The 19,496-nt window shown below is 62.7% G+C and carries 22 protein-coding genes and 1 pseudogene; 14 read left to right on the forward strand and 9 right to left on the reverse strand.

Features of this window, described 5'->3' with window-relative positions; translation table 11 throughout:
• From groEL to NKH90_RS32605, 5 genes and pseudogenes are all read left to right on the forward strand, one after another.
• A pseudogene (gene groEL, locus NKH90_RS32585) lies at nt 1–203 on the forward strand (chaperonin GroEL); the annotation flags it as partial.
• Between the two features lie 82 nt (nt 204–285).
• Nucleotides 286–447, forward strand: a complete 162-nt coding sequence (locus NKH90_RS32590; protein WP_352501782.1) for a hypothetical protein — start codon at nt 286–288, stop codon at nt 445–447.
• Nucleotides 448–601: 154 nt separating this feature from the next.
• Nucleotides 602–2,761 carry a transglycosylase domain-containing protein gene (locus NKH90_RS32595; protein ID WP_352770661.1) on the forward strand — a complete coding sequence of 720 codons (2,160 nt, stop codon included), beginning with the start codon at nt 602–604 and terminating at the stop codon, nt 2,759–2,761.
• A 96-nt stretch (nt 2,762–2,857) separates the two neighbouring features.
• A complete protein-coding gene (locus NKH90_RS32600) occupies nt 2,858–3,442 on the forward strand; it encodes a DUF1214 domain-containing protein (RefSeq protein WP_352770659.1) in 585 nt (194 codons plus the stop codon).
• Nucleotides 3,435–3,983 carry a DUF1254 domain-containing protein gene (locus NKH90_RS32605; protein ID WP_352770656.1) on the forward strand — a complete coding sequence of 183 codons (549 nt, stop codon included), beginning with the start codon at nt 3,435–3,437 and terminating at the stop codon, nt 3,981–3,983. The genes NKH90_RS32600 and NKH90_RS32605 overlap by 8 nt, the downstream gene beginning before the upstream one ends.
• 14 nt (nt 3,984–3,997) lie before the next feature.
• On the opposite strand, the gene NKH90_RS32610 is transcribed toward NKH90_RS32605, so the two are convergent.
• On the reverse strand, nt 3,998–4,183 hold the full coding sequence (locus NKH90_RS32610; RefSeq protein ID WP_352540743.1) for a hypothetical protein: 186 nt from the start codon (nt 4,181–4,183) through the stop codon (nt 3,998–4,000).
• Nucleotides 4,184–4,370: 187 nt separating this feature from the next.
• Between NKH90_RS32610 and NKH90_RS32615 the strand changes: the two genes are divergently transcribed.
• Complete coding sequence (locus NKH90_RS32615) at nt 4,371–5,381, forward strand: DUF2336 domain-containing protein (protein WP_352770653.1); 1,011 nt, start codon at nt 4,371–4,373, stop codon at nt 5,379–5,381.
• An 11-nt stretch (nt 5,382–5,392) separates the two neighbouring features.
• On the opposite strand, the gene NKH90_RS32620 is transcribed toward NKH90_RS32615, so the two are convergent.
• The 3 genes from NKH90_RS32620 to NKH90_RS32630 form a co-directional block, all read right to left on the reverse strand.
• Entirely contained in the window at nt 5,393–5,740 is a 348-nt protein-coding gene (locus tag NKH90_RS32620; RefSeq protein ID WP_352823306.1) for a DUF1491 family protein, read from the reverse strand.
• A 94-nt stretch (nt 5,741–5,834) separates the two neighbouring features.
• Complete coding sequence (locus NKH90_RS32625; RefSeq protein ID WP_352620758.1) at nt 5,835–6,602, reverse strand: peptidoglycan-binding domain-containing protein; 768 nt, start codon at nt 6,600–6,602, stop codon at nt 5,835–5,837.
• Nucleotides 6,577–8,325, reverse strand: coding sequence for a sensor histidine kinase (locus NKH90_RS32630; RefSeq protein ID WP_352823321.1), 1,749 nt, complete (start codon nt 8,323–8,325; stop codon nt 6,577–6,579). The genes NKH90_RS32625 and NKH90_RS32630 overlap by 26 nt, the downstream gene beginning before the upstream one ends.
• 142 nt (nt 8,326–8,467) lie before the next feature.
• Between NKH90_RS32630 and NKH90_RS32635 the strand changes: the two genes are divergently transcribed.
• The 3 genes from NKH90_RS32635 (at nt 8,468) to NKH90_RS32645 (ending at nt 9,752) form a co-directional block, all read left to right on the forward strand.
• Entirely contained in the window at nt 8,468–8,680 is a 213-nt protein-coding gene (locus tag NKH90_RS32635) for a hypothetical protein (RefSeq protein ID WP_352770647.1), read from the forward strand.
• 161 nt (nt 8,681–8,841) lie between these two features.
• Nucleotides 8,842–9,210 carry a DUF5330 domain-containing protein gene (locus NKH90_RS32640; protein WP_352770753.1) on the forward strand — a complete coding sequence of 123 codons (369 nt, stop codon included), beginning with the start codon at nt 8,842–8,844 and terminating at the stop codon, nt 9,208–9,210.
• A 113-nt stretch (nt 9,211–9,323) separates the two neighbouring features.
• Nucleotides 9,324–9,752, forward strand: a complete 429-nt coding sequence (locus tag NKH90_RS32645) for a SufE family protein (RefSeq protein ID WP_352471107.1) — start codon at nt 9,324–9,326, stop codon at nt 9,750–9,752.
• Between the two features lie 113 nt (nt 9,753–9,865).
• Here the strand turns inward: NKH90_RS32645 and NKH90_RS32650 are convergent, their stop codons facing one another.
• Entirely contained in the window at nt 9,866–10,291 is a 426-nt protein-coding gene (locus NKH90_RS32650; protein ID WP_023677844.1) for a Ros/MucR family transcriptional regulator, read from the reverse strand.
• 677 nt (nt 10,292–10,968) lie between these two features.
• On the opposite strand from NKH90_RS32650, the gene NKH90_RS32655 reads away from it, so the two are divergent.
• The 3 genes from NKH90_RS32655 to NKH90_RS32665 all read left to right on the forward strand — a co-directional run bounded on the left by NKH90_RS32655 (nt 10,969) and on the right by NKH90_RS32665 (nt 14,313).
• Nucleotides 10,969–13,080 carry a S9 family peptidase gene (locus NKH90_RS32655; protein ID WP_352823309.1) on the forward strand — a complete coding sequence of 704 codons (2,112 nt, stop codon included), beginning with the start codon at nt 10,969–10,971 and terminating at the stop codon, nt 13,078–13,080.
• Between the two features lie 77 nt (nt 13,081–13,157).
• On the forward strand, nt 13,158–13,784 hold the full coding sequence (locus tag NKH90_RS32660) for a LysE family translocator (protein WP_352770641.1): 627 nt from the start codon (nt 13,158–13,160) through the stop codon (nt 13,782–13,784).
• 145 nt (nt 13,785–13,929) lie between these two features.
• Nucleotides 13,930–14,313 (forward strand): SET domain-containing protein, encoded by a 384-nt coding sequence (locus tag NKH90_RS32665; protein WP_352449057.1) that lies wholly within the window; start codon nt 13,930–13,932, stop codon nt 14,311–14,313.
• Nucleotides 14,314–14,324: 11 nt separating this feature from the next.
• Here NKH90_RS32665 and NKH90_RS32670 read toward each other — a convergent pair whose 3' ends face one another.
• From NKH90_RS32670 to NKH90_RS32685, 4 genes are all read right to left on the reverse strand, one after another.
• Complete coding sequence (locus NKH90_RS32670; RefSeq protein WP_352823312.1) at nt 14,325–15,275, reverse strand: cytochrome c; 951 nt, start codon at nt 15,273–15,275, stop codon at nt 14,325–14,327.
• Between the two features lie 9 nt (nt 15,276–15,284).
• Complete coding sequence (locus NKH90_RS32675; RefSeq protein WP_352823315.1) at nt 15,285–15,728, reverse strand: c-type cytochrome; 444 nt, start codon at nt 15,726–15,728, stop codon at nt 15,285–15,287.
• A gap of 174 nt (nt 15,729–15,902) precedes the next feature.
• Entirely contained in the window at nt 15,903–16,499 is a 597-nt protein-coding gene (locus NKH90_RS32680; protein WP_352770634.1) for a superoxide dismutase, read from the reverse strand.
• A 107-nt stretch (nt 16,500–16,606) separates the two neighbouring features.
• A complete protein-coding gene (locus NKH90_RS32685; RefSeq protein WP_292658468.1) occupies nt 16,607–17,485 on the reverse strand; it encodes a branched-chain amino acid aminotransferase in 879 nt (292 codons plus the stop codon).
• Nucleotides 17,486–17,636: 151 nt separating this feature from the next.
• Here NKH90_RS32685 and NKH90_RS32690 point away from each other — a divergent pair, with 151 nt between their 5' ends.
• The gene (locus NKH90_RS32690) at nt 17,637–18,299 is read left to right on the forward strand and encodes a haloacid dehalogenase type II (RefSeq protein WP_352770628.1); all 663 of its coding nucleotides are present in this window, start codon (nt 17,637–17,639) and stop codon (nt 18,297–18,299) included.
• A gap of 175 nt (nt 18,300–18,474) precedes the next feature.
• Nucleotides 18,475–19,299, forward strand: coding sequence for a L,D-transpeptidase (locus NKH90_RS32695; protein ID WP_352823318.1), 825 nt, complete (start codon nt 18,475–18,477; stop codon nt 19,297–19,299).
• The last annotated feature ends 197 nt before the right edge of the window (nt 19,300–19,496 follow it).

Raw genomic sequence — 19,496 nt, forward strand, 5'->3', positions numbered from 1 at the left:
AGGATCACAATCAGGGCTTCGATGCCCAGAACGAGGTCTATGTCGACATGATCAAGGCCGGCATCGTCGACCCGGCGAAGGTGGTACGGACGGCGCTGCAGGACGCGGGCTCCATTGCGGCGCTTCTGATCACGGCGGAAGCCATGATCACCGACGTTCCGGCGAAGGAAGCCGCTGCTTCGCCCGGCGGCATCGGCTATTGACCAGCCACTGCCGGAAACAAGCCTGAAAGACAGCCGCCGGGGTATCTTCCCCGGCGCGCACCATCGGCAAGGAGATCGATCAATGATCGCATTCGTCCCGAAGCCAAAGGCAGCGGCGAAAATCGAAGTGGCCGAGGAAAGCCGCTTCGATCGCATTCGCAGGCTTGCCGACAAGCACAGGAAAGCCAACGCCGGCATGATAGGCCGCGACCCGAAAAAGATCGCGGACAAGCGTCCCATGTGACGACTGCCAATGCTCGGCACCTCGCGCAAGCGCGGAACCTTCATCGCCCTTGTAGGCAGCGCCAAAATGGACGAATAGTCATAGCGGCGCGCCGCCGTGAAATTGCCGGCATGCGGTTTCTCAGTTGGCGGCATCGCCGCAGCCGGATCCTGGAATGGCCAGTCCTTTGGAACCACGCAAGAGAAGAGGTCCGATCGCCGCAAGGCTGCTGGCGGTGGATGCGTGGATTGATTCCTCGGTCTACGAAATCGGCTTCAGGGCGCGCCAGTTCTGGGAAGCGGCGACCATCTTCTCGCGGCGTTTCCGTGTCGACGGCTGGCGCCGCGGCCTGATCGAACTGTTGAGTGAAGGCTTTACGCTCGGTGCCGGCGGCATCGTCGTCCTTTTGGCGCTGGCCTTGCCGGCCTTCCAGATAACCGCCGGCGACTGGCGCACGCAAGGCGACTTCGCCGTCACCTTCCTCGACCGCTACGGCAACGAGATCGGCCAGCGCGGCATCATCCAGCGCGATTCGGTGCCGGTCGACGAGATGCCCGACCATGTCATCAAGGCGGTGCTGGCGACCGAAGACCGCCGTTTCTTCGACCATTACGGCATCGATGTGCTCGGCCTGTCGCGCGCCATATTCGAGAATGTGCGGGCAAATTCCGTCGTCCAGGGCGGCTCGAGCATCACCCAGCAGCTGGCCAAGAACCTGTTCCTGACCAATGAGCGGACATTCGAGCGCAAGATCAAGGAAGCCTTCCTGTCGCTGTGGCTCGAAGCCAATCTGTCGAAGAAGGAAATCCTGCAACTTTACCTCGACCGCGCCTATATGGGCGGCGGCACCTTCGGCATCGAGGCGGCAGCCGATTTCTATTTCGGCAAGAGCGTCAAGGACCTGAACCTTGCCGAGGCGGCGATGCTGGCCGGCCTGTTCAAGGCGCCGACCAAATATGCGCCGCACATAAACCTGCCCGCCGCCCGGGCGCGGGCCAACGTGGTGCTGTCCAATCTGGTCGATTCCGGCTTCATGACCGAAGGCCAGGTGCTGCAGGCAAGATTGCACCCGGCCGAAATCGTCGACCGCGGCGAGCAGAAGAGCCCCGACTACTACCTCGACTGGGCCTTCGACGAGGTCAAGAAGATCGCCGCCAAGGGCGGCCCGCACTCGCTTGTCGCCCACACCACCTTCGACGCCAACATCCAGAAGGCGGCCGAAGAATCGATGGAGTTCCACCTCCGCCAGTTCGGCAAGGAATACAACGTCACCGAGGGCGCCATCGTCGTCATCGAGACCAATGGCGCGGTCAGGGCGATCGTCGGCGGCCGCGACTACGGCGCCAGCCAGTTCAACCGCGCCACCAAAGCGCTTCGCCAGACCGGCTCCTCGTTCAAGCCCTATGTCTACGCGACGGCGATGGAGCATGGCTTCACGCCGGATTCGGTGGTTTCCGGCGGGCCCATCTCCTGGGGCAGCTGGTCGCCCCACAATTACAATGGCGGGTCGGCCGGCAACGTCACGCTGATCACGGCGATGGCCAAATCGATCAACACGGTGCCGGTGCGGCTGGCCAAGGATTATCTCGGCATCAAGCCGATCAAGGCCATGGCCGAGGCGATGGGCGTCGAGTCGCCGCTGGAATCACACAAGACCATGGTGCTCGGCACGTCGGGCATGACCGTGATGGACCAGGCGACGGGTTACAGCGTATTTGCCCAGAACGGCCTTGCCGGAACCCGGCACGGCGTCAGCCAACTCTTCACCCGTACCGGCGAGGTGGTCTACGACTTCGCCAAGGATGCGCCGCCGCCGCATCGGGTGCTGTCGGAGAAGGCGCTCAAATACATGAACACCATGCTGGCGGCGGTGCCGGTGATCGGCACTGCCCGGCGCGCGGCCCTTCCAAACATCGTCGTCGCCGGCAAGACCGGCACGACCCAGTCCTACCGCGATGCCTGGTTTGTCGGCTTTACCGGCAACTACACGGCCGCCGTCTGGCTCGGCAATGACGACTTCACCGCGACCAACAAGATGACCGGCGGCACGCTGCCGGCCATGGTGTGGCAGCGCCTGATGGTCTATGCGCACCAGAATATCGACCTCAGACCGATCCCCGGCCTCGATCACCCCTTCGTCGATGCCGAAATTGCCGCCAAGGCCGAGGAAGCGGAAAAGAAGAACGCCGAACAGGCAGCTGCCGATGCCGCCGCCGAGCGTCCGCCGGTGCTGTCCAGCCGGACCACCCAGACCCTGAAGGAACTGACCAAGCTGTTCCAGGCGGCACCCGTGCTCGACGCGCCCGCTGCACCGGAAACCCTCTCGGCGCTGTGACGCCCAATTGCGCGGGGCCGCTTGCCACAAGGCCCTGCGCCGCGATATCCCCGAGCGGCAATCTTTCAGTCCCGGCCTTCGGTTCCCTGCCTCCTCATGCTCAAGAACGCCTTCCTGACACTGCTTTCGCTTGCCATCGCCGTCGTCGGCGGTGGCGGCAGCGTCTGGTATGCACTGAAGCTGCAGGATGGCGTCGGCGCCATCAGGATCGGCCAATGGACCGCCTTTCCCGACATCGGCACGCCGACGGCAGATCCCTATTCGAAGGCCCGCGTGGCTCGCGAAGGCGTGCTGGCGCTCGGACAGGCGGAAGGACTGTCCTTCATAGCCGAGCGCGATTCCGGCGGCGAACAGCTCCGGCGGCAATGTGCCTACAAGATTGCGGGCGGCTTTCCCACCGCCCGGTTCTGGACGCTTTATGCCGCCGACCAGTCGCTTGCCGTGGTCGAGACCGGCAAGCCGAGGCCGGCTGCGCTGCAGTCCTATCAAGTGCTGCGCCAGGCCGACAATGCGGTGGTCATTTCCGTCGGCAGCCGCCCTGCGCCCGGCAACTGGCTGCTGACCAGCGGCGCCGGCAAGATGTACTTGGTGCTTACGTTCTACGACACGCCGATCGCCAGCAGCACCGGTCTCTCGGACGTCACGCTGCCGCAGATCCAGAAGGTCGGCTGCAATGCGTAGCCTGCTGCATGCAGTGCTGCTCGGCCTGCTCGGCGCCGGCATCGTGCACATCATCGTGCTGCTGCTCGTCCCCGAGTTCTCCGAACGCGACGCCTGGTCGCGATTGGCCATGGCTTCGGATCTCTACAAGACGACCAGGCTCGACGCGGAAGCCGGCGGCGCGCCGGTGGTGAAATCGGTCGATCCGCTATTTTATGCGGCGGCATGCCGCTTCGACCTTGCCGAGGGGATGGTGCGGGTCAAGGCGCCGGGCAAGGTGCCGTTCTGGTCGATATCGGTCTATGACCGCGGCGGCCACAACATCTACTCGTTCAACGACCACAGCGCGACCGCAGGCATGCTCGACACCGTTGTGCTGACGCCGGCCCAGATGATCGAGGTCCGCAAGGATCTTCCCGAGGAACTGCAAGGGGCCATCTTCGTCGAGGCGCCGATAGAGGAAGGCGTATTCGTCATCCGTTCGTTCGTGCCCGACGACAGCTGGAAGCCGATCGTCTCGCGGTTTCTCGAACAGAGTTCCTGCGAACTGCAGGATTTTTAAGCCGGTTCCGATGCTCAGTGATGCGGTACCGGCAATGTTCCCGAAGGTCCCGGCTTGTCAGGGCCGGCCGGCCGCGTTTCGCCGGTCTGCGGCCGCTGTTCGTAGCGGACCCCGGGAAAGATGATCACTGCCGCCGGCGCGGTTTGTTGTGCTCGATTGGTTGCCGCCGTTCGCGGCACGAAAGACAGTACCATGCCCATGGTTCGCGTATTCCTCTCGGTTGCCCCGGAGCACAACGCAACGCCTCCATAGTCGATTAAGAAGGCAGTAGGTTAACGGAGCGCTAACGGATCGCCGCTAAATTGATCTTTGTTCTTGGGAAACGCGAAACCGGTACAGCCCGGCAGAGCGCTGTCCAGATCGTGTCGAGTGTCGGGCGTATCCTTCGTGTCAGCTTCGGATTTCAGGCAAATCGCAGCAGGAGCTGAATCGGGAAAGGCCGAAAGGCTGTTTCGCGCCGCGGTATCGGCGTTCTGCTCGCTCACCCGGCCTTCGCGCCGGGAAATCGCGCAGCTCGAAGACCTGACGCTGCCGCTGTTCGAGAATGTCTCGGTCGAATCGCGCCGCTACGTCGCGGCAGCCCTTTCCGAATGCGAATATGCACCCGCCGCGCTGGTGCGGCGGCTTTGCCAGGAGCGGGTCGACATCGCCGCTCCGCTGCTCATCCGCTCGCGCGCCCTCAGCGACGTCGACCTGATCGCGCTGATCGGACGTCACGGCCTGCCGCATGCCCGTGCCATTGCCCGCCGCAAGGATCTCAATCAGACGATCGCGGATCTCATCAAAGTGCTCGAAAGGCCGACGCTGGTGCGGTCGCAGCAGCAGCCGGAAACAACCGCCAAAGCCGCGTCCGAAAACGCCGAAGTGGTTGCGGGCGAGGTCAACAGGCAAGAGGCTTCCGATGCCGCTGAAACTGTACGCCGCCGGTTGCGATCCATGATGCGCGCCGAGAGCGGCGCTTCCATCAGTCCGTTCGTCGAGCCACAAACCTATGTCAATCTGCGCGAGACCGCGCTGACCGGCAATGCGGCATTCTTCCAGACAGCGCTCGCCGATGCGCTCGAAGTCGATTTTTCAACGGCGCGGACGCTCACCGCGAGCCACAATTACACACCGCTGCTGGCCGCCTTGCGGGCGCTCGACCTCAGCGAAGACAAGGCGTTCCTGATCACGGCCGCCATCTATCCGACCGAGTTTCCGCACCCGCAGGCGATCCGCATCTTCCTCGACCGCTACCGCCTGCTGCACCGCGACGCGGCGTTGGACAGGCTCCGCGGCTGGAAGGCCGAGACCGTGTCGAAAATCGTTCGCAAGCCTGGGCGCGTCGCCGCAAATGCCGACCTGCGCAAGCCGAACAGCGCCGATATGACCGCCACCCCAAAGGCGCGTCGCGTCTGAAGCGCTTGCCGTTAAGACGCCTTGACCGAGATAAGCTCCTCGACGGGAATGGCGCCCGCCTCGATCTCGACCACCCAGATATCCGGATCGAATCTCTTCTCGCGCTCCAGCCGCGCGTCGAAGATGGCGGCATCGTCGCCTTCGCCAAGCAGGTTGAAAAAACGGTCGTCCGGCCTGGCTGAATCGTAACTCGTCTGCGGCGCCGGCCCGAACAGCGCCATCTCCCCTTGCCTGCCCCGCGCCAGCACGAAAACCGCGCCGGCTTCCGTCGCGCCGCGCTTGACCACGGCGGCAAAGCCGCCGGCGCTGAAAACCCGGCGCAACAGCGCCGACACCCACAGATCGGTGGTTACCCGCATGGAGTATTCCTGGACATGCGGCGGTCCTTACAGCATTGGCCGGAAAACCGTAACCGGTCTTTGCCGAGCGACCGGCGAGCGGCCGTCACGACCCTCAGTTGGTCAGGCCGATCTCGCGCATCTTGACGTAGACGATCTCGTCGGGCTCGCCGGTCTCCGGCAAGCCGAACAGCGCTTGGAATTCCTTGATCGCGGCCTTGGTGCGCGCGCCGACGACGCCATCCAATTGCATGTCGTCATTGCCGAACGCTTTCAGTCCGGCCTGGATCTTGACGATGCGGGGATCCGGCGCCGTCGCATTTGCCGGTGCGGACACCGGAATGGCGGCCGGAGCAGCGGCCGTTTCGACCGGCCGCGGCACCGGATGCGGTACCACGGCCGCGGTCTTTGGCGTGGCGCCCAGTTGATCCAGCAGGACGCTGTCGATCTCGCCGGAGGCATTCAATCCGACCTTCTGCTGATAGGCCTGGATGGCCTTGCGCGTATTCGGTCCGGGAATGCCGTCGACAGTGCCGGAATAGAAATCGAGATCCTTCAATATGCCCTGGACCTGCTCGACGACCGGGTCGCTCTTGATCGGCGCAGCGGCCGGTCGCACGATATTGATGGTGGTTTCGGGCTCGTCGCTGTCCGCCCGGGGAAAGCGCTCGATACTCCTCGTGGCGAAAAACGCGCCGGCATGCGGAAAAGGCTGGTACCAAAGCGCGTTCGCCGAGACGTAGAACAGCGTCACCAGGAACGCGGTGGAGCCGCCGACCACAACAGGATTGCGCGAGATCAGGCTGCCCAGCGCCATCGCTCCGTGCTCGAAGGCATTGCCGCGGCGTTTGACCGCCTTAGGCTGTTTTGCGGAGCGACCCATTGCTCTCCCCTTTGCCACCGTCCGCCTTGGCTTTGACTGCGGACATCGGCACCACGCCGGCCTTCTCCGCCGAGCGGCCCGTCGGGCCGTTCACGGGAAGGCTGATCGTCACCGTGGTGCCCTCGCCCGGCATGCTTTCGATCGACATGGTGCCCTCGTGCAGCGCCACCAGCCCCTTCACCAGCGAAAGCCCGAGCCCGGTGCCTTCGAAACGGCGGGTATAGTCGTTCTGGATCTGCATGAACGGCTTGCCGAGATTGGCGAAATCTTCCTCGGCGATGCCGATGCCGGTGTCCCGGACCCAGAAATGCAGCCGCGAGCCGATGCGCTTGGCGCCGATGACAACATTGCCGCCTTCGGGCGTGAACTTGATCGCGTTAGAGACGAGATTGATCAGGATCTGCTGCACGGCACGACGGTCGGCATTTATTTCGCCTGCGTCCGGCGCGATCTGGGCCTGCAGATCGATGGCCTTTGCCTCGGCTTGCAGGCGCATCATCGATTGGCACATCTCGACCGCTTCGCGGAAGCGGAACGGTTCCGGCTCGGTCGCGTAAGCGCCCGATTCGATCCGCGATACGTCGAGTATCGAGGTGACGACGGCAAGCAGGTGCTGGCCAGAATCCCTGACCAGCCCGACATATTCCTTCTGGCGCGGATCCTTGAAGCTGCCGAACATCTCGTGCAGCAGCATGTCGGAAAAGCCGATGATGGCATTGAGCGGGGTGCGCAACTCATGGCTGACGACGGCAAGGAAGCGTCCTTTCGCCACCTCGGCGGAGGCAGCCGCCTCATTGGCAGCGGCAAGCTCCTGGCGCAGTCCGGCCAGTTCGTCGTTCTCGCGCAGAAGAAGCGTGAAGACAGTCTCCTGCCCCGGCGCGCGCATCATCTCGAGCGAGAACGGCCGGTAATTGTCGGCCGTCACGCCGCTGCTCTGCGGCAACCTTACGCGAAGGTCGAGCCGGGTCGACAGGTCGCCATCGCGCATATCGGCCAGCGCACTGAGATACGGGACGCGGTCGGACAGATGGATGCGATCGAAAAGTCCGGTGCCGAAAAGCAGCTCCGGCGGCAGCCGCAGCATAGTGCGTGCCTTAGCCGAGACGTCCAGAACCTCGCCATGCGCCGCGATTCGCAGCACGACGGCGTCGATGAGGTCTTCGAGCCGGTGGCTGCCGGCCGGATCGAGCTGTGCGTTGGCGGCGCCGCGAAGCGGAGCGATACGCGGAATGAGCGTGAGTGCCCAGGCCAGTGGTACCAGCCAGTGCCATGCGGCGATTTCGGTCTGGTGGTCGAGCGGCAAGACGGAACCGGCTAAAGGCTGCAGCAAGACTGCGACAAAGGCCGATATGGCGCCCCAGATCACGGCACGGCGCGACTGGCCGATCCACCACGCTTCAAACGGCAGCGCCACCGCGAGCAAGGCAACCGGCGAGGCCACACCGCCGGCGGCAGCGATAAGGGCACCGAGGGCAACGCTGCCGACGACCAAGGCGAGTTGGCCGGCCAGGGCCATCTTGCCCGATGCCGCCACCAGCAGGGCGGCGAACCAGCAAAGGCCGAACGCCGCAAAGATCGCAGCCACAGTCACGGCCGCGCCCATTCCCGACGTCACCAGCGTCACCGCTGCACCCGCGCTGAAGAAAGGCGCCGCCAGCATGACGCCAATGAACCGGCTGTGGCGGCGACGATCGCTCTGGCCGAGCACGGACGGATGAACCATCCGTTCGCAACCGGCGGCTATCGCGCCCGGCAACTCGGCGTATCTGGCCTTGATCGCACTCAACTCAACGCACCCGGTCGTGAACGGCCCTGCTTTGCAGGCGGCTTTTGTCGATCCGAAACTCGCATCCAGCGTTTAAGGAATGGATAAGGCTGGGCTGATCGTCCCCCGGCAGGCTGCAAATATCGGGATACCGGCGGGGAAAAACCGGGGCAATTGCCGCCATAGTAAACGGAGCGTTATCCGCACGCCCGCGCCTGACGTTGCGGCCGATGGCATCAAACTGTCGCCGATTAAGAAAATGATCATGAAAAACAAACGGTTGGATGGTTATCATTTGCTGAATGAAATCTGAACCATTCGAGGCAAATGAACTTCAAACCGCTTCGTTTCGAATCTGCCTAAAATTTGAGGAAAACTGTTGCTTTCGGGACAAGCCGTCCTTTGCGCGTCTGTGTCAGTATCGCGGTACAGGTCGTGCGGTTCGGAGGCATGACCGTCATAAAGGACAGACAGATGGGCTTTCTGATAAGAGCTGCTTTCTGGTTTTCGCTGGTGCTTCTGGCGCTACCGCTGGGTGTCGGCGCCGATGATGCGGGCCGCGAAAGCGTCGGACCGCTCCAGGCGCTGTTTGCGGCGCGCGAAGCCGTCGGCGATATCGCCGGCATCTGCGAGCGCAAGCCGGACGTGTGCGAGACCGGCAAATCGGCAATGCACACCATCACCGCCCGGGCCCGGGAGACCGTCAAGATCGCGGCTGCCATGCTGGACGACAAGGCCGCTGAACCCGATACAGTGACGACTACCGGCAGCGTGCCGGGGGAAATCGTCTTGCCGGCGAAAGTCGATCTGCCGGCGAAACTGCACTTGCCGGCGAAGAACTGAGACTGTTTCGGCCGAATTCATCGCCAGACCGCAAGGCTCCCCATGCCCGGCGCCTGCGGCGTTTCTCCTCTTTTTCCGTGACGTGGCAGCGCCGGATGACTATATCCGGGGGCATGACGACGACGATCCAGACCATCCGCGACGACTTTTCCCTGCTCGACGAGTGGGAAGACCGCTATCGCTATGTGATTGAACTGGGTGAAGCGCTGCCGCCGTTTCCGGATGAGCAACGCATACCGGCAAACAAGGTGCCCGGCTGCGTCAGCCAGGTCTGGTTGACCACCGAACAGGGCGGGGGTGCCGACCCCGTTATCACCTTCAAGGGCGATTCCGACGCCCATATCGTGCGCGGCCTGGTCGCCATCATGCTGGCGCTGTTTTCGGGACGGCCGGCCAGCGAAATCCAGAGGACCGACGCCGAGGCAACGCTAAAGGCACTCGGGCTTGACGAGCACCTGTCGCCGCAGCGCGCCAATGGCCTTCGCTCGATGGTCAAGCGCATCAAGCGTGACGCCGAGGCAGCGCTGAAGCAGACCGCCTGACGCACGGCAGGTGCCGGCGGCATGAAGAACTGGCGGCCCAAGCTTGGTCTCCCCCCAATGCGAAAACGGCGCCCGCAGGCGCCGTTTGAGTATCAAACCGGAAGAGCCCCTTGTCAGCGTCCCTTGCGCTTGCGGCCGAGACCCATCTTCTTGGCGAGCTGCGAACGGGCGGCCGCGTAATTGGGCGCAACCATCGGATAGCTCGGGTCCAGGTTCCACTTTTCGCGATACTGGTCGGGCGTCAGATCATAGTGGGTCATCAAGTGACGCTTGAGCGACTTGAACTTCTTGCCGTCTTCGAGACAGATGATGTAGTCGTCATGCACCGACCGCTTCGGATTTACCGCCGGCTTCTGCTTGTCGGCAGGCGGCTGCTCGGCGGCCCCGCCGACGCGCCCGAGAGCGGCGTGGACATCGGCGATAAGGTTCGGCAGTTCGCCGACCGGTACGGGATTGTTGCTGACATAGGCGGCCACCACGTCGGCGGTGAGCTCGATCAGCGCGTCACTGTTTCTGGAAGGTGTTTCGGTAATATCCATGGCGTTCAGGTCCCAACGAGAATTGTTTCTGTCTACGCCCTATTTTTGGCAAGCAGGGCATCGCGCGAACTTGTGCAGGAAAAAGCCTCCGCGATTCGCGTCGCGCCATCTTAATGAGCCTGAGCGCCAAGTAAGTCAATTCGCGTCTTGCGGTCTATTCAGCGATACAAGTCAAATATTCCTCATTCAGCTTCACTCTTTCGTGCAAAGTGTAACTTTGCCGTTTTTTCTGGTCAGACCAGCATCGACTGACGCGGCGGCAAGCAGCAATTACACAAACGGCAGCAGGTAAATAGAGTTCGATGCTTGACCCTGCCGGCGGCATTACAGCCAGGGTGATCGGCGGATTCAGTAAAATCATAGGTTGCGAAGCGTTACTGTTGCTCGCGAGCCGTCGCCGGAGCGGTGCGCTGTGTCATTGAAAGGGGGTAATGTATTTCCGTAGACCCAGCCATATCGGCCACTTGCAAAGCCGCGAAGGCAGTTGCATGAGATTGACCGGCACTGGCAGGGTCATCGCAGCGACGGCGAGAACCGCGGCAGTCCGAGAAGAAATATTCGTTATCCGCTCCTCCAGCCCGTCCTCTCGAGCCACCACGACGATAGATCATAGCCCTTGAACCCGCGCTGCTCGGCGTGTTCATTCGCCATTCAAGTAGCTTCCACAGCGAGACGCAATGACCAGAACCCCAGTGTTTCCGACCGCCACGCCGCCGCAGCCGGAGAAGCGGCCGATCTTCGACACGCATCACGGCATAACGCGGACGGACGATTATGCCTGGCTGAGGGCCGCCAATTGGCAAGAGATGTTCAGGGATCCGTCCCTGCTCGACGGCCAAATCCGCGCCCACCTCGAAGCCGAGAATGCTTACCAGGCGGCGCTGATGGCCGATACCGTCCAACTGCAGAAGCAGCTTTTCGCGGAAATGAAGGGACGCATCAAGGAAGACGATTCTTCCGTGCCGATGAAGGACGGACCTTACGCCTACGGCTCCTCCTTCAAGCTTGGCGGCCAGCAGCCGCGTTATTTCCGCACGGCGCGTGACGGCGGCGACAAGCAGATATTGCTCGACGGCGATGCCGAGGCCGAGGGCAAGCCCTATTTCCGCCTGGGCGGCGTCGATCATTCGCACGACCACAGCAAGCTGCTCTGGGCCTTCGACGACAAGGGTTCCGAATTCTACACGCTGCGCGTCCGCGATCTGGCCGGCGGCAACGATCTGGCGGACAGGGTCCCGGACACCGGCGGCGGCGGTGTGTGGGATGCCGGCAATGACGGTTTTTTCTACACCCGCCTCGACCCCAACCACCGTCCTTCCAAAGTGCTGTTCCATGCGCTTGGCGACGGTCCTGATAACGACCGGCTGATCTACGAGGAGACCGATCCCGGCTTTTTTATGGATGTCGGCGGCACGCGCTCCAACGAGTGGATCATGATCGGCATCAACGACCATGAGACCTCGGAATACCGTATCATGAGCGCCAACGATCCGTTCGCAGAGCCGAAGCTGGTTGCGGCGCGCCAGACCGGCCTGCAGTACGAACTCGAGGAAGGCGGCGACATCTTCTTCATCCTCACCAATGCCGACGGCGCCAAGGACTTCAAGATCATGACGGCGCCGGCCCATGATCCGGTGCGCGCCAATTGGCAGGAACTGGTGCCGCACGAAGCGGGCCGGCTGATCCTTTCGGTGATCGGCTTCAAGGACCACATGGTCCGGCTCGAGCGCAAGGAAGGCCTACCGCGCATCGTCGTGCGCGACCGCAAGAGCGGCGAGGAGCACCTGATCTCCTTCGACGAGGAAGCCTTCTCGCTCGGCCTGTCCGGCTCCTACGAATACGATACCGAGATCATGCGCTTTTCCTATTCGTCGATGACGACCCCGGCGCAGGTCTTCGATTACAACATGCGCACCCGCGAGCGGGTGCTGCTCAAGACCCAGGAAGTGCCGTCCGGCCACGACCCGGAGCACTACGTCACGCGCCGGCTGATGGCACCTGCCGCCGACGGCGAACTGGTGCCGATCTCGCTCCTCCATCACCGCGACACACCGCTCGACGGGTCCGCCCCTTGCCTGCTTTACGGCTACGGCTCGTATGGCATCACCGTGCCGGCCGCGTTCAACACCAATCTGTTTTCGCTGGTCGACCGCGGCTTTGTCTACGCGATAGCCCATGTTCGCGGCGGCAAGGACAAGGGCTATGGCTGGTACGACGACGGCAAGCGGGTGAACAAGATGAACACGTTCACCGATTTTGTCGCTGCCGCCCACCACCTCGTCGCCGAACGCTATACGCAGCATGACCGCATCGTTGCGCAAGGCGGTTCGGCCGGCGGCATGCTGATGGGCGCGGTCGCCAACATGGCGCCGCAATGCTTCGGCGGAATCGTCGCCGAGGTTCCCTTCGTCGACGTGCTCTCCACCATGCTCGACGCCAGCTTGCCGCTGACGCCGCCGGAATGGCCGGAATGGGGCAATCCGATCGCGTCGGCGGAGGATTACCGGACCATCACCGCCTACTCGCCCTACGACAATGTCGCCGCACTCGACTATCCGCCGATCCTGGCACTGGCCGGCCTGACCGACCCGCGCGTCACCTATTGGGAGCCGGCCAAATGGGTGGCGCGGCTGCGCGACCGCAAGACGGGTGAAAATCCGGTGCTGTTCAAGATCAACCTGGATTCAGGCCATGCCGGCGCCTCCGGCCGGTTTTCAAGACTGGAGGAAATCGCCTTCACCTACGCCTTCGCGCTCAAGGTGACAGGCAAGGCCGAGCTTGCGGCGTGAACATCGGCGGATGAGCGGTCATTGCCTTCCGTTCCGCGACGTGGCTTCATTGGCGGTGAGAGTTGCGGAGCCCACCAATGATCGATCTCGCCACGTTGATAGCTTATGTCGCGGTTGTGCTTGGCTTTGTCTTCATCCCGGGTCCGGCCACCCTTCTGACCGTGGCGCGGGCTACTAGTTCCGGAACCAGGGTTGGCATCGCGACCGGCGCGGGGATCGCGGCCGGCGACGTGGTTCACACCTTCATGGCGATCGTCGGCATTTCGGCGATCATTGCCACGTCGGCGGCGCTTTTCAGCATCGTGAAGTACATCGGCGCAGCCTACCTCATTTATCTCGGCATTCGCGCGATCATCGAGAAAACGCCGGCCTATCCGGCCGCCGGCGCACTCGCGATCCCCGCTGCCAAAGCATTTCGGCAGGCTGTTTTGACCGAGGTTCTCAATCCCAAGACCGCACTTTTCTTCCTCGCATTTCTTCCGCAGTTCGTGCGGCCTGAAAACGGATCGGTGATGCTTCGACTGGCGATATTGGGCGTGATCTTTGTTCTGTTGGGCCTCGTCAGCACGGTGGTTTTCGCCGTGGGTGCGGGCGGCCTCGGTGCATTCCTGCGCCGAAACCCGACGGTGCTGAGATGGCAAGGCAAGGCTGTCGGCGGTATCTATTGCGCCTTAGGCATCCGGCTGGCGCTGCAACAGCGCTAGGGTCTCGACAGGCGACGAGCCGTACGAGGCTTCGGATAATGGGCAGGCACAGCTGATTTTCCGCTCGCAATTGCAAAGGCCGCGCGCTACCCAGTGCGCGGCCTTTTCACAGCCGCGCCAACACACAATCACCCAAGGATCTGCCATGTTGCTCGTCGATGTCTATCTCGACAAATCGCCCATCCAGGGCATCGGCGTCTTTGCCAAGAACCACATTGCCCGCGGCACGCTGGTCTGGAAGCTCGACCCGAAATACGACCGGCGCATCGAGGTAGCGGCCTACGAGCGGGAAACCGGGCCGGTCAGAACCTATCTCGACCGCTACGCCTATCCGGACCGGCGCGACCCGAACTACATCGTCTTCGAAGCCGACGATGCGCGCTACATGAACCATGCCGACAGCCCGAATTGCGACGTCTCGCAGCCGGAGGAGACCTATGCCTTGCGCGACATTGCGCCCGGCGAGGAAATGACCTGCGACTACAATCACTTCTTCGAAACCGGCTTCGACTTTCTCGGCGACCGCTGACGCAACGGCCGTCAGCTCGACGGCTTCTTGCGCGCCGGATAGCCGTTGGGGTGCGGCGGCACGGCTTTCAGGTAGGCGGCGATCGCCGCGCGGTCGTCCGGGGTCAGCACGGCCATGTTCCGCTGCACGTCGACCATTGCGCCGCCGACCGCATCGAAATCCGGCGTGAAGCCGGTTTCGAGATAGTTGGCGATGTCGGCCTCGGACCAGTCCGCGATGCCGCCCTCGCCCGACGTGATGTTCGGCACGATGCCGCCGCCTTCGGCCGCGGCCGCACCTGCCAGCCATTGGCTCTTCCTGGTGCCGCCGGCAAGATCCCGCGGCGTGTGGCATTCGCCGCAATGGCCGGGGCCTTCGACCAGATAGCGGCCTGTCACCACCGGATCCGGTGTGCCGTCGGGAAAGGAAACGACCGGCTGGTCACTCAAATAGAGCAGCTTCCACAAGCCAAGACCGCGTCGGACATTGAAGGGAAATGCCAGCGAATTGGCGGGCGGCTTGCCGGCGACCGCGGGTAACGTCTTCAGGAATGCATAGAGATCGGCAATGTCGGCCGGCTTCATGCGCGCGTAGGAAGTATAGGGAAATGCCGGATAGAGATGCTCGCCCGACGGCGACACGCCCTTCAGCATGGCGTTGGCAAGATCCTCGACCGACCAGGCGCCGATGCCGTCCCTGGTATCCTGCGATATGTTCGGCGGCACGAAGGTGCCGAATGGCGTCTTGAGTTCAAGGCCGCCCGCCAACTGAAGACGGGCGTCGCCTTGCGAGCCAGGCTTGGCATGACAGGATGTGCAGCCGCCGGCGTAGAAGATGCGCTTGCCCCTGGCGGCGTCGCCAGGACCAAGCTCAGCCAGCGTTGCGGCATCGAGCCTGACCGGAGCCGACAGGAACCAGCCGGCAATCGCGGCCGCGCCGCCCAGAACGAGGGCGGCGCCGACAAATTTCTTCAGCAAGCGCATTGCCCGCTATCAGCCTTTTTTTACCCGGTAGTTTTGATGGCAGTTGCCGCAGCCGCCGCCAATGGTGTTGAACTGCGCCTTCAACGCGTCGGCATCCGCAGGTGCTGCGGCGACCGCCGCCTTGACGTCGACGAGGTACTTGCCTTCAGCCGTCTTGAAGCCGGCCATGTCCTGCCAGATTTTTGGGGACGCCGTGGTGTCGCCGGTGTCGCTGCCGGCCGGGAAAAGCGTGTCGACGCCGGCATGGAATTTCTCGGCATTGACCTGCAGTGCCTGCAACGCCGTCAGCACCGAAGCTGCGTCGTAGGGCGTCTCGCCCTTGACCACTTTCGACAAGCCGGCGGCGATCTTGCCACGTTCCTTCATCAGGGCCTGCCGGTCGGCTACCGGGTCGGCAAATGCCGCCGAACCAGCGAAGGCGAGCATCGAGATGGCGAGGATAAGCTTTCTCATTCACTTGGCTCCATGTTGAAGGCAGTTCAGGATGCGGTCCCACCCCGATGACAAACGGCAAGGATGGCTTAAAAATTCCGACGCTTCGCCTCACGCTTGCGTGAAATTTTTGCAGCTGTCGTTCTGATGCTGAAAAAGAAAAGCCCCGGTTCTGCCGGGGCTTTCTGGAACGGATCAGGCCTTTTCGTAGAGTTCGAGCACATAGTCCCAGTTGATGAGACTGTCGACGAAGGCTTCGAGATATTTCGGCCGGGCGTTGCGATAATCGATGTAATAGGAATGTTCCCAGACATCGACGCCGAGGATCGGCGTCGCGCCATGGACGAGCGGGTTCTCGCCATTCGGCGTCTTCGAGATCGCCAGCTTGCCGTCCTTGACCGAGACCCAGGCCCAGCCCGATCCGAACTGGGTGGTGCCGGCGGCGGTGAAGTCGGCTTTGAACTTGTCGTAGCCACCAAGGTCGCTGTCGACCGCCTTTTGCAATGCGCCGGGCAGCTTGTTGCCGCCGCCGCCCTTCTTCATCCATTTCCAGAAATGGATGTGATTGTAGTGCTGGGCGGCATTGTTGAAGAGGCCCGCATTCTTGCCGAAGGACTGTTTGACGGCCTCTTCGACCGACAAATCGCCCATGCCCGCCTCGGCGGCCAGCTTGTTGCCGTTGTCGACATAGGCCTTGTGGTGCTTGTCGTGATGATATTCCAGCGTTTCCTTGGACATATAAGGCTGCAAAGCCTCGTAATCATAGGGCAAGGCGGGCAATTCAAAAGCCATCGGTCGTACTCCCTCGTGGAAAAATCCGGTGTCGATACCGGACTAACATAGGACTGGATTGGTCTGGAACAACTCCGGAAACGAAGCGCCGGCCGCTTTTTAGCGGGTCAGCCGGGCGAAGTCGAATGCGCCCATTCCCAATAGAGTTCGCGCGCCTTCTTGGCCACCGGTCCGGGCTGCAGATTGCGATCCTCGATACGGGTGACCGGCACGACTTTCGAGTGGTTTCCGGTCGAGAAGATTTCGTCCGCCTCCAGGAAGTCGCGGATCGACAGCGTCTTTTCCGTCGTCGTGAAGCCGTATTCGCCTAGCAGGGCCATGGTGCGCGCGCGGGTAATGCCGGACAGGAAGGTGCCGTTCGGCGCCGGCGTCAGGACATGGCCGTCCTTGACCAGGAAAATATTCGAGGTCCCGGTCTCGGCGACATTGCCCAGCATGTCGAGCACGAGCGCATTGTCGAAGCCGCGCATCTTGGCTTCTAGGATGGCCCGGCCGTTGTTGGGATAAAGGCAGCCGGCCTTGGCGTTGGTCGGCATGGTTTCGATGGTCGGGCGCCGGAACGGCGACACCGTCACCGAAAAACCCGCCGGCGAGATCATCGGCGATTCATAGAGGCAAAGGCAAAAACGCGTCGAGGCCGGGTCGGCCGGCACGCCCATATAGCCGCCATGCTCGGCCCAATACATCGGCCTGATGTAGACTGCCGTCTTGCCGTCGAACTTCTTCAGCCCGTCCCAGGTCAGCCCGACGATCTTGTCGGTGCTCATCGTCGGCTTCAGGCCGAGCGCGATCGCCGAGGCGTTTACCCGCGCTGCATGGCGATCGAGATCGGGGGCGACGCCCTCGAACCAGCGGGCGCCGTCGAACACGCTGGTGCCGAGCCACATGGCGTGGCTGCGCGGCCCTAGAATGGCAACGTTGCCCTCGTACCAGTCTCCGTCAACGAAGGTCCATGTCGCGGATTGCGCCGCAGTCGCCAGTGTCATTGCCAGGTTCCGTTCGATGCTTGTTGCGGCGCATTGGAAGATGCTTTGGCGGCCGCCGTCAACCGGCTTGGCTGAGATTTGTTGAGGCCAGCGGGCTGGCGGACTGCAATCAGCGCTTGCGCCTTGCCTTACGCGGCCTCAAAATTGTCGAATGCAGTTCGCGGCTTACGTTTTCGACGCCTATGGCACGCTGTTCGACGTGCATGCGGCCGTGCGCCGTCACGCCGACCAGATCGGGCCGGACGGCCAGTTGCTGTCCGAGATCTGGCGCGCCAAGCAGCTGGAATATTCCTGGGTCAGGACGCTGATGGGGGCCTATGCCGATTTCTGGCAGCTCACCGAGCAGGCCCTCGACTTCGCCCTGCGCAAGGTTCCGTCCGCCGATGCCGGACTGAAAGCGAAGCTGCTCGAGGCTTATTGGCGGCTGGACTGCTATCCGGAGGTGCCGGCCGTGCTCAAGGCGCTCAAGGCATCGGGGGCAAGGCTGGCGATCCTGTCCAACGGTTCGCCTGAGATGCTGGAAGCGGCCGTCAAATCCGCCGCGCTCGACCAGGTCCTGGACGACGTCTTTTCCGTCGACAGCGTCAGGCGCTTCAAGACCGATCCGTCGGTCTACGACATGGTCACCACGGGCTGGCGCCTCTATCCGGGCGCTGTCTCTTTCCAGTCATCCAACCGCTGGGACGTCGCCGGCGCCACCAAATTCGGCTTCAGGACGGTGTGGATCAACCGCGCCAATCAGCCAGAGGAATACCGGGATTTTCCACCGGCCCTGATCCTGCCGTCCCTTGAAGGTCTGGTCGCCGGGGTTTGACGGCCGGACATGTTGCCTCGGCGCAACAGTGACGATCCAGTCACAGCTTTGCCTTTGTTTGTCCACCCTGCGGCCAGAATTGGAACCGCCTATCGCGCCGGGCATTGCTCGGGCAACCGCGCGCAACCGGGCGTATTCATGCTTTGTTGCGATTTGAGACTTAAAAAAGGCAATCATGTTCACACCCCCATCGTCCTCTCTGCGCCTGAGCCGTCGCGGTTTTCTCAACGCAGCAGCGCTTGGCGCCGCCTCGGTCGCGGTCTCCAGTTGCACCACGCTGTCGCAACAACCGGTCGAGCCACCGCCGCCGACCTATGTCGAGCCGGCGCTCGGCGACTATGTGACGATGTATGGGCCGATGTCGGATGGCGGCTTCGAGCTGCCGGCCATACCGGTCGACAAGATCGACCCGCAGTTCCTGCGGCAGATCGTGGACGATCCGACCGGGCAGCAGCCGGGCACCATCGTCGTCGACACCACCAATCACTTCCTCTATCTGGTGCGCCCGGGGGGCCAGGCGATCCGCTACGGCGTCGGCCTCGGCCGCGCCGGCTTCGAATGGTCGGGCGATGCCGTGGTCCAATGGAAGCAGAAATGGCCGAAATGGACGCCGCCGGACGAAATGATCACCCGCCAGCCCGAACTAAGACCGTACAGCGCCGACAATGGCGGCATGCCCGGCGGGCTCAAGAACCCGCTTGGCGCGCGGGCGCTTTATCTCTTCCAGGGCAACCAGGACACGCTCTACCGCTTGCACGGTTCGCCGGAATGGCGGTCGATCGGCAAATCGGTGTCGTCGGGCTGTGTTCGCCTGATGAACCAGGACATTATCGATCTCTACGACCGTGTGCCGAACAAGACCCCGGTCGTGGTGACGGCCGACATCGGCCAGCCGACTGTGGCGACAGCAAACCGGAAAGCCATCCCGATCGACGCCGGCGTGCCGGAAGGATCGATCCTGCTCGGCCCGATAAAATCGATCACAAACTCGATCTTTTGAGCTGGTCGAAAGCGCGGGCGGGATCTTCCTCGCTCCCGCTGGTTTTGCTGCGTCTCGGCTTGCTCCTACCGGTGCCCCGGGCCGTGTGCAGACGACGCCGGTGACGGCTCATGACCGATAGTGTTGAAAAAGTCCGGGTTGCAGCAGTCCTGAAGCACTTCTCTATTCGGCATGTTGAGGTCAAGCGCTTTCGAGCT

Origin of the sequence: Mesorhizobium sp. M0898 (genome assembly GCF_040319695.1) — a bacterium.
Classification (GTDB): Bacteria; Pseudomonadota; Alphaproteobacteria; order Rhizobiales; family Rhizobiaceae; genus Mesorhizobium.